Source organism: Achromobacter xylosoxidans (genome assembly GCF_001457475.1).
Lineage (GTDB): Bacteria > Pseudomonadota > Gammaproteobacteria > Burkholderiales > Burkholderiaceae_B > Achromobacter > Achromobacter xylosoxidans.
In genome coordinates this window covers 1,830,101-1,847,602 of sequence record NZ_LN831029.1, presented here as the reverse complement: position 1 = coordinate 1,847,602, position 17,502 = coordinate 1,830,101, and the positions used below count along the sequence as shown (strand labels likewise).

The window sequence follows — 17,502 nt, the reverse complement described above, 5'->3', positions numbered from 1 at the left end:
ATACTCAAAAAAAATGGGCTGCACGCCCAGCCCACCGTATTGCACAGTGCCCAGCCGCCACCCTACTGCACGTAAGGAGCAATGCTGGGCAGCGCCCTATATTGCGACCTAAATTTCGGCTCGCGCCGCCCTTGCGACGCATTCGCCAGCTTCGCATTCCGCATTTGCTTGCACACCCGCCGAGCCAACCGCCACAGCCAGGATGCACGCCATCAAACAGGCATTCCGGCGCGCCAGACAGCAAAAGCGGGGCGCGAACCAGGGAACGCGCAACGAACGCGAAGCCATGAAAACCATTGATTTTACCAGATAAACTGGAAAAACGCCTGATTCGTCACGGGCTTACGGTTAAGTGGGACGCATCCGGCCGGCGGCGCCATCCTGGCGCCGCCCCGAGGGTGGCTTAACGCCCCCTGCCGCCTCGGCCGCCCATCACGCCAAGGCGCGATTCATGGGCCGAGGCGCCACGCGGCTGCCAGTCGTCGCCACGAGGCGCCGAACCGCCGCGGGCCGCGCGCGGCTTGCCCCCGGCGCCCGGCCCCTTGTTGCCGCCGGCGCGCGCGCCCTCGGCCTTGTTGCCCGCGCGACCGGCTCCCGCCGGCTTGTTCCCGCGGCCGGCATTGCCGCCGCGCGCGCCTGCCGGCTTGCCGCCAGGCTTGGCGCCCGCCGGTTTCCGGCCAGCGCCCACTGTCGCTTCCGGCGCGCCGGCCGAACCAGCGGCCGCGGCACGCACGCCGCGCGCCTTGCCGCCACCCGCCTTGCCGCCTCGTCCGCCGGACTTGCCACCCGTGCCCGCCTGGCCGCGACCGCCAGCTGGCTTGCCGCCCTTGCGATTGCCGTTGGCTTCGCCCGCCAGAGGGTGCCCATTGGCATAGCCGCCCGCGATCATCAAGCCGGTCCCAAAGGGATCGGAGGGACACGCCGCCGCCTGGCCAGCGCTGCCGGCACGGCCACCCTGGATCTTGCCGCGACGACCGATGCGGGCACCGTTCATGCCGTTGCGGTCCATGGTGCCAAAGCCGGGAGGCAAGGCGCTGTCATGCGACTGCGGTTGCTTGGAGCGACGGCGGTTGCCGCCCGACTCGTCGTCTTCACGCAACAGCCCGAGCTGCACCATCAGCGCGGTGACCAGCGAGGCGTCCAATTCTTCCCAGCGGCCACGACGCAGCGAGCGGGGCAACACCACGTCGCCAAAGCGGGTGCGGATCAGCCGGCTGACCGTTACGCCAACCGCCTCGAACATGCGGCGCACTTCGCGATTGCGGCCTTCCTGCAGCGTCACCCGGTACCAACGGTTACTGCCGTCGCCACCCAGGTAATCGAGCGCGCCGAAAGCGGCCACGCCGTCTTCCAGCTCGATGCCATCGACCAGCGATTGACGCTGCGCCTCGTCCATCTCGCCCAGCACACGCACGGCGTATTCACGCTCGGTGCCGTAACGCGGGTGCATGATGCGGTTTGCCATGTCGCCCGACGTGGTGAAGATCAGCAGACCCTCGGTATTCAGATCGAGCCGGCCGACCGACAGCCACTTGCCGGTGCGCAGCTTGGGCAGGCGCGCAAACACGCTGGCGCGGCCGCCCGGATCGTCATGGCTGACGATTTCACCCGCCGGCTTGTGATACAGGATCACGCGCGGCGGCTTCTTGGTATTGGCCCGCATGATCGGCTTGCCATTGACCCGCACCTGGTCATTCGGCGCCACGCGCTGGCCGATGTGCGCCGGCTCGCCGTTGACCGATACACGGCCGGCGACGATCAGCTCTTCCATCTCTCGACGCGAGCCAATGCCCGCATCCGCCAGCACCTTGTGCAGCTTGGGCATGACGGCTTCGCTGTTCAGGTACTTGCCCAACCGCTGCTCCATGCGGTCGGCGGTCTCGAGGTACGACAGCGCCTGCTCGGCTTCCTGCTCGCCGCCGCGGGCATCCGCCGCATCCGCCTGGCCAGCCGTCGCGGCCTGCCCTTCGGTAGCGGGAGCCTGCTCGGCGGCCGCGTCACCGCGACGGCGGCGGAACGGCGTACGCAACTTGCGGCCACGGCCACGGGCTTCGCCCTCGGCGGCCGGTTCGCGGCCGGCGGAAGCTTCCGCCGGCCCATTGGAAACGGCGTCGTCCGGACGGGGGTTGTCGTCCTGCATTGCTGTATTCGTTGTCACTGGGACAGCTCCGAATGTCAAACTTGGGGAGGCCTGCCAGGAGCAGGCGCATCATCATCTGGGGACTCCGGCTCGCGATCAGCCTCGGGCTGATCCGAATCCGGCTCGGTCGACTCCGCCGCGGCGGAGCCGGTATCGGTCTGGAACGACCCGACGCCATGCGCCAGGGGTTCAGCCTCGTCTATCGGTTCGGTCGGTTTCGCGCTTTCCGCGTACTGGGCAACTTCGATTGCAACGCCGGACTCGGCGGCTGCATCGGAAGCGTCAGCGTCTGCGGGATTTTCGGACAACCCGCCATGCGCCTCTTGGGCGGCATCCACCAGCGGCGTTTCGGCCTGCGTTTCGGCTTGATTGAAACGCCCGGCATCCTCGATGTCCGCAGAGGGCGCATCGGACAAGCTTTCGGCTTGCGCCCGGACGGTGGCATCGTCTGCGGGAATCGCGTCTTCTTCTGCGCGCGAAAGCCGGGATTCTACGCTATCGCCCGCCACGATGGTGGCTTCGTCGTCCGAAACAGACAATTCCACAGCCGGAATACTGGTCTGGGCCGCCTCGCCATCGGCGCCCTCGGGCAACTCGGCAGCCTCCGGCGCTGGCGCCGCCCCCTCCAATTCATCGACCGCACCGGCATCATTGGCCGCGCCAGCCGTGTCGGCATCGGCCTCTTCGGCGGCCTGCGCCAATTGTTGCACCTCGCCCAGGTCCAGGCCAGCCAGGGCCGCGGCGGCATGCGCCGATTCGAGCGCCGGCAGTTCGTCCAGCGCGCGCAAGCCCAGGTCATCGAGGAACTGGCGCGTGGTGCCAAACAGGGCCGGGCGTCCCGGCGCATCGCGATGGCCGATCACCTCGATCCAACCGCGATCCTCCAACGCCTTCACGATGTTCGACGATACCGTTACCCCGCGAATGTCCTCGATGTCGCCGCGGGTCACCGGCTGGCGCCAGGCCACGATGGCCAGCGTCTCCATCACCGCGCGGGAATATTTGGGCGGCTTCTCGGGATTCAGCCGTTCCAGGTAGCGCTGCATGTGGGGACGGCTTTGAAACCGCCATCCGGTTGCCAGCTGCACCAGTTCCAGCCCGCCATCGGCCCAGTTGTTCTGCAGGGTCTCGAGCAACGCGCGCAATGCGCTGTTGTCGAATTGTTCATCGTCCCCGAACAGCTTGCGCATTTCGGACAGTTGCATCGGCTGCACCGCGCAAAGCAGCGCGGTTTCCAGCACGAGTATCGCCTCGCTATCGTTCATCGACATTCAAATTCAAAAAAGGGCTAACTTGCGTTAGGTTGAAAATAAGGCTATTATTCTTTTCTCAGACGCGGGGTGGAGCAGTCTGGCAGCTCGTCGGGCTCATAACCCGAAGGTCGTAGGTTCAAATCCTGCCCCCGCAACCAAATTGATCAAGGCCTGGCGAATGCGCCGGGCCTTTTTCATTTGCGGCCGAAGAATCGTTAAAGATATTCCAGGCAAACGCGTCAGGAAAAATGCGTTGTTGAGTGAAGGCGCCCCGGGTAAAGACAGCTCGGGTGAAAACGCCTTGAGCAAGCGCGCCTTCGGCCAGAACCACCTGGGCCGGGGCCTGGCGAACCGGCGAACCACCCTCACAGCCACCGACCCGCGCAGCCACCCGGACCGCCACATCGGCCGGACCGCCACAGACAGCGCTGGTTTGCGTATTTCTCACGAGAATCCTGTAGTTACTGCCAAGCACCGCATCAAGGGCCACATCACGGGCCACATCACGGGCCACATCAACAGCCACATCAACGGCCACGCATCATCGGCCACACATCGCGGGACGCCCCACGAATAACAACCCCATGAGCCGCGTACCCATCGCTACGCGGTTTCGCGGGCGGGTCCGCGCCGGATGGGCTGCGCATACGCCCCGACGAGGGCGGGGACAAATTCGTCAGCGGTAAATCCGTCAACGAAGAACCGTATAAGCAAAATCTGGAAAAAGCTGGCCAACGAGCCAACAAGCCTGCGGGATGCGCCACCGCCTGGCAGCCTTCTCGCGGCGATCGATATTGCGGCAATCGATATCAAGAACCTGAATCGTCAGGCATCGGTCGCTGGCGCCACGCGCCTGCCACCGTCATCCGGAAAATCCGGCGAGCCTCCCCTGGTGCTCCTGGCATCCGACCCCGCAATGTCCAGCCGTGCGGCCGGAACCACGACACATCGGAACCACGATTCTTAGATGTTTTCTAAGACTACATGCTAGCGGACATTGGCAAAAGCCCTGATGCGCAGCGCTCAGCCTGTCGAGGCAGCAATCAAATTATACCGTTATATACCCTGCCCTCAACCCAGGCGGCCCGGCAATCCCCCCACGGCAGTAATTCCTAGGACTGATCCCATGGCGCCGGCCCCAGCCTTTCGACCAGGAAGTCCAGCATGGAACGCAGGATCAGGGGCATCTGGCGGCGCGACGCATAGACGCCGTAAATCCCGAGCTCCTGCGGCCTGGCCTGCGGCAGGATGGCCTTGAGCCGCCCCTGCGCAACATATTCGGCGGCGTAATAAGTGGGCAGCATCGCGATGCCCGCGCCCTCCAGGGCCGCCTGCAGCAACACCGACACCTCATTGGCACTGATGTTGCCGCTGACAGGCACGTCCACGGGCACCCCGTCACGCTCGAAACGCCACAGGCTCTTGCCGAAATAGGAGTGGGTCAGGCAATTGCGCAAGGACAGGTCCTCGACCCGCGCTGGCTCGCCTTCACGCTGCAGATATTCGGGCGACGCGCAGACGACCGAACGGCACACGGCCAGCTTGCGGGCAATCAGGTTGGGATCCAGGTCGTTGGTGATGCGCACGGCCAGATCCACCCGCTCTTCGACGAGGTTGACCGCCCGCTCGACCAGCATCAGGTCGACCGACGTACCCGGATGCAGCTTGACGTAATCGGTGACCACCCGCGCCAGATGCCGCGAGCCGAACGACATGCTGGTGGTCATGCGCAGCAGCCCCCGCGGCGTGTCCTCGGGAGTGGACACCGCACTGCGCAGGTCGCCCACCATGTCAAGCATCTGCCGGCACCGCGGCAAGGTTTCGGCGCCGGCCGGCGTCAGGCTCAGGCGCCGGGTGGTGCGATGCAGCAGGCGCACGCCCACCCATTGCTCCATTTCGGCCAGGTAGCGCGACACCATGGCGCGCGACATATCCAGATGGACCGCCGCCGCCGACAGGCTTCCCCGGTCGGCGACCTCCACGAATACCTGCATCGCTTTCAATCGGTCCATGATTGTCTCGATTCTTGCACCAGACTTTGCGGTTATACCGTACTTCCGTGCATTTTCAGCACTTGAAATGGCAACCACCAGACCATTTCAAGCCCCCCTGGCAATCGCCGCCGCGCTTGCGCCCGCCACGACCCATGACCTGCCGGCACGGAACCTGAAGCGTCGATCTTCCCGGCCATCCGCCCCTTGGCGCAAGCCTCGGCTTGCCGTAGCGGCACACCGCAAGAATCCCCGTTCCGGCGCGAAGCCCGGCCGGCGGCCACGCCGCCAGCGATCGCCCCATCCAGCCGCGGGATCAGAGGGGAAACTGCCCCAGCGCGGCGCAGACTTCGGCACGCACTTGCGCCACGTCGACGCCGCGGACGATATAGACCAGCCGTGACAGCCGCTCGTCATCCGGCCATTGCGGCAACGGCCGGATCGGATAAAGCTCGCCGTGTACGCCATGGACCTCGCACGGCAGGATTTCACCGTCGAAGCACACCAATCCCTTCATCCGCAGCAAGGCCGTCCCGAACCGTTCCTGCACCCGCGATACGCCCGCCAGGAAAGCCGCCCGCCCTATCGGCGCGACCAACGGCAACGAGAAGCTCGCGACCTGCGCATGGCGGCCGGCCATCGGCTTGGCGAACGCCTGCAGCCATCCGGCCAGATCGGCGCCATCACGACGCGCCTGCGTATCCGGCCCCTCCAGCAGCGCGCTCGCCAGGGGCGCATCGCTGCGCTGCACGCAACGACGCGCCCCCGGATTGATCGTCGCGACGGCCTGCTCGACGCGACGCAACTGCGCCGCATCCGCAAGATCGGATTTACTCAGCACGACCGTGTCGGCCAACGCCAATTGCCGCAGCGCCTCGGGTTGATCGGCCATGTGCGCCGCGCCATGCGGCACGTCCACCACCACGATGGCGCCTTGGTAGGCATAGCGCTCGGCCAGGAAACGATCGTGCTTGAGCGTGAACAGGATCGGTGCGGGATCCGCCAGGCCGCTGGTTTCGATCAGCACGCGCCGGAAGGGCTTGATGCGGCGGCTCAGCGCCAGCATGAACAGTTCGCGCAAGGTATCGGCCACTGCGCCGCTGACGACGCAGCAAAGGCATCCGCCTTCTATCAAGACGATATTGTCCTGCGCCATGCGGACCAGGTGATGATCGACGCCGATATCGCCGTACTCATTGACGATCACTACCGCGTCGGCATAAGCGGGTTCGCGCAACAGCCGGTTCAACAGCGTCGTCTTGCCACTGCCCAGAAATCCCGAAATCACCGTCACGCCGATGCGTTTGTCGCCTTCCGCCGCCATCCATGCCACGGACTCCCGCCCGCCCTCTCTATTGCGCCGCGCCCCAAATGGGGAATGGATCCCGAATCGTAGCCAATTCGGCCGCGGGCCGGGCCATTTCTTCCTGCGTCATCAGGCAGGCGCGCAAGCGCGCGTCCAGCGCCGCCTGGTCCATGCCGATGCCGATCAGCACCAGTTCCTGGCAGCGGTCTCCATAGACAGGATCCCAGTCGGCAATGATCCGGGCACGGGAATCCGCATCATCGGGCCAACGCTCGCGCGGCAACGCCGCCCACCAGTATCCTGCCGCGCCATGGCGCGTGACCGGCCCGGCCTGCGACCACGAAGCCGCGAAGGCGGGACGCGTCACCAACCAGAAATACCCTTTCGAGCGCACCACCCCGGGCCATTCTTGCTGCATCCAATCCCACAGGCGCTGCGGATGGAACGGACGCCGGGCACGGAACACGAAGCTGCCGATGCCATACTCCTGGGTCTCGGGCGTATGCTCGCCGCGCAATTCCTTCAGCCAGCCGGGCGCCCGCGCCGCTTCCTCGAAATCGAAGCGCCCGGTGTCCAGCACGCGCGCCAGGGGCACCCGGCCGAATTCGCCCCGCACGATATCGGCCCGCGGATTGAGTTTGCGCAATATGGCCTCGAGCCGCGCCAATTCGTCCGCCGCGACCAGATCGGTCTTGTTCAGCACCATCACGTCGCAGAATTCCACCTGCTCGATCAGCAGATCCACCACGGTGCGCCCGTCCTCGTCGCCCAGCGTCTCGCCGCGCGCGGCCAGGCTGTCATGGCTGGCATAGTCGCGCAGGAAATTGAATGCGTCCACGACCGTCACCATGGTGTCCAGGCGCGCCAGGTCGGACAGGCTGGCGCCATCCTCGTCGCGGAACGTGAACGTTTCGGCGACCGGCAGCGGCTCCGAGATGCCGGTCGACTCGATCAAGAGATAATCGAAGCGCCCCTCGGCGGCCAGCCGGCGGATCTCGATCAACAAGTCTTCGCGCAACGTACAGCAGATACAGCCGTTGCTCATTTCCACCAGCTTCTCGTCCGCCCGCGACAGCGCCGCCCCGCCCTCGCGCACCAGCCTGGCGTCGATATTGACCTCGGACATGTCGTTGACGATGACCGCCACCCGCCGCCCCTCGCGGTTATTGAGCACATGATTGAGCAGGCTGGTCTTGCCCGCGCCCAGGAAGCCCGACAACACCGTCACGGGCAGACGCGCATCGCGCCGGCGACCGCCGCCGTCCGGACCGCGAGTCAGCTTCTCGACCGACGCCTCGCCCGTCCCGGCCGCCGGCCCCGCTTCCGACCCGCCACCTGCCTTCTCATCTTTCATCCGCATGACGCCACCCAAAAAAGGAAATGTTATTACATAACAAATATTACGCGCAGCGAGGCAACTGGAGCAACACGAAATGGAGCAGCACGGCATGAACCGCCGCTGGAAAGGTCACGCACACGTATCGCCACGTAGCGACACGGAAAACCAAAAGGGCCACTCACTTGCGTGAGTGGCCCTGAATTCTTTGGCTCCCCGAGCTGGGCTCGAACCAGCGACCTGCGGATTAACAGTCCGTCGCTCTACCGACTGAGCTATCGGGGAACTGCTAAGAAACGAGATTATGAAGGAAAAATTCGAAGTGTGCAAATCCGATGTTTTTTCACGCGAGGGGCGCCGCATGTTTCCCATCGCAGAAAAACTCTGATATGATTTCGGTCTTTCCAGATCGGGCCCCATAAACAGGGCATGAACTGCGAAGAAAAAGATGTTTTGCTTGAAGTTCTGGCTTGCCGGAAACGAAGCAAATGGTCTTGCCGGCATAGCTCAGTTGGTAGAGCAGCGCATTCGTAATGCGAAGGTCGTAGGTTCGACTCCTATTGCCGGCACCAGAATTCAAAAAGCAGCCCGACCGGGCTGCTTTTTTCATTTCCGGCCGCATCCACCGCCCGGTGTCCCCCGCCACTTCCCTTGCGGGAACTCCCGCCTTGCCGCGCGCGTCCAACCCGCTGGACACATCACGGCAACGACTATCATGCGCATCCTTCTCGTAGAAGACGACACCATGATCGGGGAAAGCGTGCTGGACTGCCTGCGCGCCGAGCACTACGCCGTCGATTGGGTCAAGGACGGCCACGCGGCCGAACTGGCCCTGCGCACCGATCCCTACGACCTCGTATTGCTCGACCTCGGGCTGCCTCGCCGCGATGGACTGACGCTGTTGCGCGAACTGCGCGCGCGCAAGGACCGCACCCCGGTGCTGATCGCCACGGCGCGCGACGCCGTCAGCGACCGCATCGCCGGACTGGATGCCGGCGCCGACGACTACATCGTCAAGCCCTATGACGTCGACGAACTGCTGGCCCGCATGCGCGCGCTGATCCGCCGCAGCGCGGGCCGCGCCGAGCCGGTGTTCGAACACGACGGCATCACCATCGATCCGCAATCCCACGCCGCCACGGTCGACGGCACGCCGGTGCCGCTGACCGCGCGCGAATGGGCGGTGCTGGAACCGCTCATCGCGCGGCCCGGCATGATCTTCTCGCGCGCCCAGCTCGAGGAGAAGCTGTACAGCTGGAAGGACAGCGTCAGCAGCAATGCGGTTGAGGTTTATATTCATGGCCTGCGCAAGAAACTGGGGCAGAACCTGATCCAGAACGTCAGAGGCGTCGGCTATGTCATTCCCAAAACATGAGCATTCCGCTTAGCTATTCGCTGCGGGCCCGATTGCTGTTCTTCCTGCTCGCGGCGATCGCGGTCGGCGCGCTGGTGCAAGGCGCCATCAGCTACCGCAGCACCTTGCAGCAGGCCGACGACATCTTTGACTCGCTGCTGCAGCGCACCGCGCTGTCGCTGGGCACGGGCGACGGCCTGTTGCGCATGGGTCCCGCCCACGCCCAGGGATCGGCCACGCCCATGGCCGACGACCTGATCATCCAGATCTGGACGCCGGATGGCGTGCGCGTGTTCAATTCGCGTTCGCGCCGCCCCCTGCCCGACCAGATCGTCCTGGGGTTCGCCGACACCGAGGTCGAAGGCAACACCTATCGCGTCTATTCACTGGCCACGCCGTTCCAGGTGATCCAGGTGGCGCAGGACATGAACGTCCGCAAGCGCATGGCGGGCGCGCTGGCCTGGCGCACGGTGGCGCCGATCGCGGCGGCGGCGCCGCTGCTGATGCTGATCGTCTGGTGCGTGGTGAGCTGGTCGCTGCGGCCGGTCAAGCGCGCGCGGGCCCAGGTGGCGGACCGCCAGCCCGAGGACCTGTCACCCATCAACGTGCCCGACCTGCCGGACGAGATCCGGCCCCTGATGCAGGAACTGAACCTGCTGCTGGAGAGGATGCGAGGCGCATTCGCGCTGCAAAAGCAGTTCGTCGGCGATGCCGCGCACGAACTGCGCTCACCGCTGGCGGCACTGAAACTGCAACTGCAATCGCTGCGACGCGCCGGCGACGACGCCAGCCGCCGCGTCGCCGAGGAACGCCTGGCGGCGGGCATCGAGCGCGCCACGCGGCTGGTGGAGCAGTTGCTGTCCATGGCGCGCCACGAAAACGCCGCCGAACGCGCCGCGCCCGAACCGGTGGACCTGGCCGAGGTCCTGCGGCTGGCCCTGTCCGAAACCCTGGCCGACGCCAACGCCAGGGACATCGATGTGCAAATGCATGGCGAGCCGCAAGCCTGGGTGCGCGGACGGCGCGACGACCTGGTGCTGCTGGCGCGCAACCTGCTCGACAATGCGATCAAATACACGCCGCCCGGCGGCCATGTCGACATCCGGCTCGAAGCGCCCGCCGGACAGGCGCTGCTGCTGATCGACGACAACGGTCCGGGCATCCCGCCCGGGGAACGCACCCGCGTGTTCGACCGCTTCTACCGGCTCGAAGGCAACACCCAGCACGGCAGCGGCCTGGGACTGGCGATCGCGCGCGCCATCGCCGAACGCCACGGCGCGACCATCACCCTTGAAGATGCGCCCGGCGGCAGCGGCCTGCGGGCCAGGGTCGCCTTTGCGCGCGGCCCCGCCCCGACTTAAGATTCACCTAAGTGTCAGGCCCGAAGATAGCGCCATGTCCCCACACATGAACGCAGGAGCCGACATGAAGACTTCGCAGATCAAACCCTCGCGCCTGGTGCTGGCGCTTCTGGCCGCCGGCGCGATTGGCGGCGCGGGCGCCGCCGCCACGTTCGGCGGCGTTTCGATGGCGGCCAGCGCGCCGTCCGCCACTGCCGCCGAGATCGCGGCCACCAGCGCCGCCACGCCGGGCGCCCCGATGATGGTCGCCCCCAACTTTGCCCAGATCACGCGCGACTACGGCCCCGCCGTGGTCAACATCAGCATCAGCGGCACGCGCAAAGTGTCCGACGACGACGACGATCCCTTCGCCCAGTTCTTCGGGCAGATTCCCGGCGCGCGCGGCGGCATGCCCTCGCGCGAAGTGCCGGTGCGCGGCGAAGGATCCGGCTTCATCGTCAGCAACGACGGCATCATCCTCACCAACGCCCACGTGGTGCAAGGCGCCAAGGAAGTGACCGTCAAGCTGACCGACCGCCGCGAATTCCGCGCCAAGGTGCTGGGCGCCGACACGCAGACCGACGTGGCCGTCATCAAGATCGACGCCAGGAACCTGCCGGTGGTCAAGATCGGCGACGTCAACAAGCTGCAGGTGGGCGAATGGGTGCTGGCCATCGGCTCGCCCTACGGCCTGGAAAACACCGCCACGGCGGGCATCGTCAGTGCCAAGGGCCGTTCGCTGCCGGACGACACTTCGGTGCCATTCATCCAGACCGATGTGGCGGTCAACCCCGGCAATTCGGGCGGACCGCTGTTCAATGACCGCGGCGAAGTCGTCGGTATCAATTCGCAGATCTACAGCCGCACCGGCGGCTTCCAGGGGCTGTCGTTCTCGATCCCGATCGACGTGGCGTACAAGATCAAGGACCAGATCCTGGAGCACGGCAAGGTGCAGCACGCACGCCTGGGCGTGACGGTGCAGGAGGTCAACCAGGACCTGGCCAATTCGTTCAGGCTGGACACGCCGTCCGGCGCCTTGGTTTCCAGCGTCGAAAAAGGCAGCGCGGCCGAAAAGGCCGGCCTGCAGCCCGGTGACGTGGTGCGCAGGATCGACGGCAAGACGATCGTGTCGTCGGGCGACCTGGCCTCGCTGATCACGCTGGCCAAGCCCGGCGAAAAGATCACGCTGGATCTGTGGCGCAACGGCGCTCCCAAGGAAGTCGTGGCCACGCTCGGCGGCATGCCGAAGGACCGGACGCAGGCTGCCGGCGACAGCCGCGACGTGCAGAAGGGCCAGCTCGGCCTGGCCTTGCGGCCGCTGTCGCCCCAGGAGCAGGAAGCGGCGGGCACGCAGGGACTGTTGATCGAGCAATCGGCCGGCCCGGCCGCCAAGGCGGGCATCCAGCCGGGCGACGTATTGTTGTCGCTCAACGGCCAGCCTGTGCGCAACATCAGCCAGGTCAAGGACGCGCTGTCAAAGGCCGGCAAGACGGTCGCGCTTCTGGTGCAGCGCGGTGAAGACAAGATCTTCGTGCCGGTGCAGCTCGGCTAAGGCTGGCGGGGCCCCTCGCGGGGCCGCCAGCCTTACTCCGCGTCGGGCTGCTTGCCCGGCGCGGCGGCGTCGAACGCCGGCAACTCGCGGCAGGCGGCGTCAATCCGCACGACCGTGGGCATCGCGGCCAGATCGCATTCGAAGCGGCGCGCGTTGGCCACCTGCGGCACCAGGCAAAGGTCGGCGATGGTCGGCGTGTCGCCATGGCAGAACTTGCCGGTGGCGGACGACCCGGCCAGTTGCGCTTCCAGGGCTTCCAATCCCTGGCGCACCCAATGCTGATACCAGGCCGTCTTGGCGGCTTCGTCCACGCCCAACGTGTGCTTCAGGTACTTCAACACCCGCAGGTTGTTCAAGGGATGCGTATCGCAGGCAATGCCCAGCGCGAGGTCGCGCACGCGCGCCCGGCCGATGGCGTCGGCCGGCAGCAGCGGCACCTGCGGATGCGTTTCCTCCAGGTACTCGATGATGGCGAGCGATTGACCGATGACCGCGTCGCCGTCGACCAGCGTCGGCACCAGCGCAGTCGGGTTGACCTTGCGGTAGTCGGCCGACAATTGCTGGCCGCCATCCTTCAGCAGGTGCACCGCCAGGTATTCGTACGGCAGGCCCTTCAGGTTCAGGGCGATGCGCACGCGATAGGCGGCCGAACTGCGGAAATAGCTGTACAACTGCATGAAGTCTCCTCGATTCTTGTTCTTGGCGGCGCCCGCGGCGGGGGCCGCGCCTATTCCAGCGATTCGGTCTGCGCCACCTTGCGCGACAGCCCCTTGGGCAACGGGAACGCCACGTTCTCTTCCAGGCCCGGCATGGTGCGCACCGACACCGCGCCCAGTTCCTTGACCCGCGCGATCACCTGCTGCACCAGGATCTCGGGCGCCGAGGCGCCGGCGGTCACGCCGATGCGCTTGCGACCTTCGAGCCAGGCCGGGTCGATGGAATGCGCGCCGTCGATCAGGTAGGACGCCACGCCCTTGCGGTCCGCCACTTCGCGCAGGCGGTTGGAGTTGGAGCTGTTGGGGCTGCCCACCACCAGCACCAGGTCGCATTCCGGCGCCAGCACCTTGACCGCGTCCTGGCGGTTCTGGGTGGCATAGCAGATATCGCTTTTCTTGGGCTCGACGATGCTCGGGAAACGCGCCTTGAGCGCCTTGGATACCGCCGCCGCGTCATCCACGGAAAGGGTCGTCTGCGTGACGTAGGCCAGGTTCTCGGGATCGTTCACCTGGAGGCCGGCCACGTCCTCGACCGTCTCGACCAGGTACATGCCGCCCTGGGCCTGGCCCAGCGTGCCTTCGACCTCGGGATGGCCCTTGTGGCCGATCATGATGATCTCGCGCCCGGCCGCGCGCATGCGGGCCACCTCGATATGCACCTTGGTCACCAGCGGACAAGTGGCGTCGAACACCTGCTGCCCGCGAGCCTCGGCCTCGGCCCGCACCGCCTTGGACACGCCGTGGGCGGAGAACACCACGATCGCGCCCGTGGGCGCGTCGTCGAGTTCGTCGATGAAGATGGCGCCCTTGGCGCGCAGGTCCTCGACCACGTAGCGGTTGTGGACGATCTCGTGGCGCACGTAGATCGGCGCGCCATGCAACTCGAGCGCGCGCTCGACGATGTCGATGGCACGGTCGACGCCGGCACAGAAGCCGCGCGGCTGTGCCAGCACGACTTCGGCGTCGGCCGCGGTGACGGGGACAACCTGGCTCATCAGAGAACTCCCAGCAGCGCCACGTCGACTCGCAAACGGACGCCCGCAAGCGGGTGGTTGAAATCGAACAACGCCGATTCCTCGTTGATTTCCTTCAGAACGCCCGAATAGCGCCCGCCATTGGGCGCGGCGAATTCGACCAGGTCGCCCGGCTCGAAGGTGGCGTCCGCGCCCGCATGTTCGGCCAGCATCTTGCGCGTCACGCGCTGGATCAGCTCGGGATTGCGCTCGCCATAGGCATCGGCCGGCTCCAGCGTGACACTGAACCGGTCGCCTTCGGCCTTGCCGAGCAAGGCGGTTTCCAGGCCGGGGGCCCACTGGCCGCTACCCAATTGCAACGTCGCCGGACGGCCGTCGAAGGTGTCGGTGAATACCGACCCCTCGCCCGGCCCCGAGGCCAGGGTGATGCGGTAGTGCAGCGTCAGGTAGGAGTCCGGACGGACCAAAACGTTCACTTCGTTAGAGGCGATGCTCAAGATCTGCCACCGTATTCAGACAGTAAGTAATACCCTGATTTTAGAGCCTCTTATGAAATTGTCTGCGCGGGTGCCAAAAGCCGACCGTCCCAGGGAGCGCCTGCTGCGCCTGGGGGCGTCGGCGTTACAAAATGCCGAACTGCTCGCCATCGCCCTGCGCACGGGGGTGCCGGGCCTGAATGTGCTGGACCTGTCGTGCCAATTGCTGGACCGCTTCCATGGCCTGCGCGGGCTGCTGGGCGCCACCCCCGAGGAACTGCAGGCGTTGCCGGGGCTGGGCACCGCCAAGGCCTGCGCCCTGGCGGCCATACTGGAAATGGCCAAACGCGCGGTCGAAGAGGAACTGGCGCGCGACAGCACGCTCGACCACCCGTCCCGGGTAAAGCAATACTGCCGGGTCACGCTGGCCCACCGCCGGGTCGAACATTGCATCGCCCTCTACCTGGACAGCCGGCTGCGCCTGATCGCCAGCGGCGAACTGGCGCGCGGCACGCTGTCGCAGGCCTCGGTGTATCCGCGCGAAGTCGTGCGCGAGGCCCTGAGGCACCATGCCGCCGCGCTGATCGTAGCCCACAATCACCCCTCCGGCCTGGCCGAGCCAAGCGCCGCCGACCAGGCCTTCACCCGCCACCTGAAACAGGCGCTGGCCCTGGTGGACGTCGCCCTGATCGACCACCTCATCATCGCCGGCGACACGGTCACCTCGATGGCGGAACTGGGCCGCATCTGAGGGGCTGCGCGCGCCGCGGGAATTCGTTAGACTACGGCCCGAAATTGCTTTAGGCTTAACCTAATTCCGCTTTCCCGATTCCGTTTTTCGCGACCCGCGCCCTCCATGAAACGCCTGTGGGATATCTCCCCTCCCGTCTCCACGGCTTCGCCCGTGTTCCCCGGCGATACCCCGTATCGCCAGGAATGGAAGTGGTCGCTCGCGCCCGGCTGCCCCGTCAACGTCAGCGAAATCACCCTGTCGCCGCACGTGGGCGCGCACGCCGACGCGCCGCTGCACTACCAGAACGGCGCCGCCGCCATCGGCGCGGTCTCGCTCGAACCGTTCCTGGGCCCCTGTCGCGTCATCCACGCGATCGACTGCGGCCCGCTGATCACCCCGGAGCACCTGCTCCACGCCGCCAACAACCTGCCGCCGCGCATCCTGGTGCGTACCGCCAAGCATGCCGCGCAGGAATGGTGGACCGACGACTTTTCGGCCTACGCGCCGCAAACCATCGAATGGCTGGCCGAACGCGGCGTCATGCTGATCGGGCTGGACACCCCCAGCATCGACCCCGCGTCCAGCAAGACCCTGGACAGCCATCACACCATCCTGCGGCACGACATTCGAGTACTGGAGAACCTGGTGCTCGACGACGTGCCGGAGGGCGATTACGAACTGATCGCACTGCCGCTGGCTTTGATCCAGGCTGACGCCAGCCCGGTGCGCGCCGTCTTGCGCGAATTGGGCTGAAACACCGGCCACGGGCGGGCCGTGCGGGCCGCGGCGCAATGATGGCGCCGCCGCTGTGCCGACCGCCCCATTCGAAAGAAGCACGACCATGACCATTCCGTACGACCCGCGCATGGCGCTCGCCTGCGCCTGCCTGCCATTTTCCGGCTGGCGCAGCCTGCCCGCCTCCGCCCGCCGCGCGGCCCCACCCTGCCAGGGAGGCCAGGCATGAGCCAGAACCAACGCCCCGAAGACATCGTCCACGAGGAAAAAGCGCAGCTGGATTTCGCGCGCGACATGACCTACGGCGACTACCTGCACCTGGACGAGCTGCTGGGCGCGCAGCACCCGCTGTCGCCCGAGCACAATGAGATGCTGTTCATCGTGCAGCACCAGACCAGCGAACTCTGGATGAAGCTGATGCTGCACGAGCTGCGCGGCGCCATCGCCAACCTGGCGGCCGACCGCCCGCAGCCCGCCTTCAAGATGCTGGCCCGGGTCAGCAAAATCATGGAACAGCTCGTCCATGCCTGGGACGTGCTCGCGACCATGACGCCGCCCGAGTACTCCGCCCTGCGGCCCTATCTGGCCCGTTCCAGCGGCTTCCAGAGCTACCAGTACCGCCAGATCGAGTTCCTGCTGGGCAACAAGAACGCCGCCATGCTCAAGCCGCACGCGCATCGCGCCGACCTGCTGGCGCAGGTGCAACAGGCCTACGAGGCGCCCTCGCTGTATGACGAATCCCTGCGCCTGCTGGCGCGGCATGGCGTGACGGTCCCCGCCGACCGCCTGGAACGCGATTGGACCCAGCCTTACCTGGCCTCCGATGGCGTCGAACAGGCCTGGCTGACCGTCTACCGCGACACCGACCGCTACTGGGATCTGTACCAACTGGGCGAAAAGCTGACCGACCTGGAGGATGCCTTCCGCTTGTGGCGTTTCCGCCACGTCACCACGGTCGAGCGCGTCATCGGCTTCAAGCGCGGCACCGGCGGCACCTCGGGCGTGGACTACCTGCGGCGCATGCTGGAAGTGGTGCTGTTCCCCGAGATCTGGAAACTGCGCACGAACCTCTGATCCGGCGCCTATCCGTCCCTGAATGGGCATCCGGGCAGGTCCGCCCGGATTGCCTGGCCCGCCCCGTGATTCCCATGCTAGAATGCACAGTTACTTTTCGGATACGTGGCAGGAACCTGAAAGTGGTTCGTGCTGGCGACCCTAACTTTTGACATGACTCCCTGGGGGAGTCCTAGGAAAGCACCATGAAAGAAGGCATTCACCCCGAATACCGCGAAGTCGTCTTCGCCGACCTGCAAACGGGCAGCAAGTTCATCACCCGCTCGACCGTCCAGACGCGCGAAACTATCGAACTCGATGGCAAGACGTACCCGCTCTTCAAGTGCGACGTGACCTCCGAATCGCACCCGTTCTACACGGGCGCCCAGACGCGTATCGTCGAAACCGGCCGCGTGGAAAAATTCCGCGCCCGTTTCGCCCGCACCGCTGGCACGGTCAAGTCCGCTTCCTGATCCTGTTGCTCCCACGGGAGTCACAGCAAAAAGGCAGCCTCCGGGCTGCTTTTTTTTCCCCTGGCCCTGC

At 66.0% G+C, this 17,502-nt stretch carries 16 protein-coding genes and 3 tRNA genes; 10 read left to right on the top strand and 9 right to left on the bottom strand.

The features are described 5' to 3' along the window. Window positions 1-403: 403 nt before the first annotated feature. Both rluB and scpB read right to left on the bottom strand, forming a co-directional pair. Window positions 404-2,140 carry a 23S rRNA pseudouridine(2605) synthase RluB gene (gene rluB / locus AT699_RS08305; RefSeq protein WP_024068207.1) on the bottom strand — a complete coding sequence of 579 codons (1,737 nt, stop codon included), beginning with the start codon at window positions 2,138-2,140 and terminating at the stop codon, window positions 404-406. A gap of 35 nt (window positions 2,141-2,175) precedes the next feature. Next, window positions 2,176-3,411 (bottom strand): SMC-Scp complex subunit ScpB, encoded by a 1,236-nt coding sequence (gene scpB, locus AT699_RS08300; RefSeq protein ID WP_006388326.1) that lies wholly within the window; start codon window positions 3,409-3,411, stop codon window positions 2,176-2,178. A 63-nt stretch (window positions 3,412-3,474) separates the two neighbouring features. Here scpB and AT699_RS08295 point away from each other — a divergent pair. Both AT699_RS08295 and AT699_RS08290 read left to right on the top strand, forming a co-directional pair. Beyond that, window positions 3,475-3,551 (top strand) — tRNA-Met (locus AT699_RS08295). A gap of 2 nt (window positions 3,552-3,553) precedes the next feature. After that, window positions 3,554-3,970 carry a hypothetical protein gene (locus AT699_RS08290; protein WP_145964675.1) on the top strand — a complete coding sequence of 139 codons (417 nt, stop codon included), beginning with the start codon at window positions 3,554-3,556 and terminating at the stop codon, window positions 3,968-3,970. Window positions 3,971-4,505: 535 nt separating this feature from the next. On the opposite strand, the gene AT699_RS08285 is transcribed toward AT699_RS08290, so the two are convergent. The 4 genes from AT699_RS08285 to AT699_RS08270 all read right to left on the bottom strand — a co-directional run bounded on the left by AT699_RS08285 (window position 4,506) and on the right by AT699_RS08270 (window position 8,311). After that, window positions 4,506-5,405 (bottom strand): LysR family transcriptional regulator, encoded by a 900-nt coding sequence (locus tag AT699_RS08285; RefSeq protein WP_006388323.1) that lies wholly within the window; start codon window positions 5,403-5,405, stop codon window positions 4,506-4,508. Window positions 5,406-5,700: 295 nt separating this feature from the next. Then, the gene (locus AT699_RS08280) at window positions 5,701-6,708 is read right to left on the bottom strand and encodes a CobW family GTP-binding protein (protein ID WP_020924552.1); all 1,008 of its coding nucleotides are present in this window, start codon (window positions 6,706-6,708) and stop codon (window positions 5,701-5,703) included. A 28-nt stretch (window positions 6,709-6,736) separates the two neighbouring features. Then, complete coding sequence (zigA, locus tag AT699_RS08275; RefSeq protein WP_006388321.1) at window positions 6,737-8,044, bottom strand: zinc metallochaperone GTPase ZigA; 1,308 nt, start codon at window positions 8,042-8,044, stop codon at window positions 6,737-6,739. Window positions 8,045-8,235: 191 nt separating this feature from the next. Then, window positions 8,236-8,311 (bottom strand) — tRNA-Asn (locus tag AT699_RS08270). Window positions 8,312-8,522: 211 nt separating this feature from the next. Between AT699_RS08270 and AT699_RS08265 the strand changes: the two genes are divergently transcribed. The 4 genes from AT699_RS08265 to AT699_RS08250 all read left to right on the top strand — a co-directional run bounded on the left by AT699_RS08265 (window position 8,523) and on the right by AT699_RS08250 (window position 12,272). Further along, window positions 8,523-8,598: transfer RNA gene (locus AT699_RS08265), tRNA-Thr, on the top strand. 143 nt (window positions 8,599-8,741) lie between these two features. Beyond that, the gene (locus AT699_RS08260) at window positions 8,742-9,401 is read left to right on the top strand and encodes a response regulator (RefSeq protein WP_006388320.1); all 660 of its coding nucleotides are present in this window, start codon (window positions 8,742-8,744) and stop codon (window positions 9,399-9,401) included. Next, the gene (locus tag AT699_RS08255) at window positions 9,398-10,741 is read left to right on the top strand and encodes an ATP-binding protein (RefSeq protein ID WP_024068205.1); all 1,344 of its coding nucleotides are present in this window, start codon (window positions 9,398-9,400) and stop codon (window positions 10,739-10,741) included. Before AT699_RS08260 ends, AT699_RS08255 begins: the two co-directional genes overlap by 4 nt. A 64-nt stretch (window positions 10,742-10,805) precedes the next feature. Continuing rightward, window positions 10,806-12,272: a DegQ family serine endoprotease gene (locus AT699_RS08250; RefSeq protein ID WP_024068204.1), complete on the top strand. Its 1,467-nt coding sequence runs from the start codon at window positions 10,806-10,808 to the stop codon at window positions 12,270-12,272. A gap of 32 nt (window positions 12,273-12,304) precedes the next feature. On the opposite strand, the gene maiA is transcribed toward AT699_RS08250, so the two are convergent. From maiA to AT699_RS08235, 3 genes are read right to left on the bottom strand one after another with little or no spacing between them, the layout of a single operon-like run. Continuing rightward, a complete protein-coding gene (maiA, locus tag AT699_RS08245; RefSeq protein ID WP_006388316.1) occupies window positions 12,305-12,949 on the bottom strand; it encodes a maleylacetoacetate isomerase in 645 nt (214 codons plus the stop codon). A gap of 50 nt (window positions 12,950-12,999) precedes the next feature. Continuing rightward, complete coding sequence (gene ispH / locus AT699_RS08240; RefSeq protein WP_006388315.1) at window positions 13,000-13,983, bottom strand: 4-hydroxy-3-methylbut-2-enyl diphosphate reductase; 984 nt, start codon at window positions 13,981-13,983, stop codon at window positions 13,000-13,002. After that, on the bottom strand, window positions 13,983-14,459 hold the full coding sequence (locus AT699_RS08235; RefSeq protein WP_006388314.1) for an FKBP-type peptidyl-prolyl cis-trans isomerase: 477 nt from the start codon (window positions 14,457-14,459) through the stop codon (window positions 13,983-13,985). The genes ispH and AT699_RS08235 overlap by 1 nt, the downstream gene beginning before the upstream one ends. Window positions 14,460-14,511: 52 nt before the next feature. On the opposite strand from AT699_RS08235, the gene radC reads away from it, so the two are divergent. The 4 genes from radC (at window position 14,512) to AT699_RS08215 (ending at window position 17,432) form a co-directional block, all read left to right on the top strand. After that, window positions 14,512-15,189, top strand: coding sequence for a RadC family protein (gene radC, locus AT699_RS08230; protein WP_006388313.1), 678 nt, complete (start codon window positions 14,512-14,514; stop codon window positions 15,187-15,189). A gap of 105 nt (window positions 15,190-15,294) precedes the next feature. Further along, on the top strand, window positions 15,295-15,924 hold the full coding sequence (gene kynB, locus AT699_RS08225; protein ID WP_006388312.1) for an arylformamidase: 630 nt from the start codon (window positions 15,295-15,297) through the stop codon (window positions 15,922-15,924). Between the two features lie 207 nt (window positions 15,925-16,131). Continuing rightward, window positions 16,132-16,980 carry a tryptophan 2,3-dioxygenase gene (gene kynA, locus AT699_RS08220; protein ID WP_006388311.1) on the top strand — a complete coding sequence of 283 codons (849 nt, stop codon included), beginning with the start codon at window positions 16,132-16,134 and terminating at the stop codon, window positions 16,978-16,980. Between the two features lie 185 nt (window positions 16,981-17,165). Further along, window positions 17,166-17,432, top strand: a complete 267-nt coding sequence (locus tag AT699_RS08215) for a type B 50S ribosomal protein L31 (protein ID WP_006388310.1) — start codon at window positions 17,166-17,168, stop codon at window positions 17,430-17,432. Window positions 17,433-17,502: the final 70 nt, after the last annotated feature.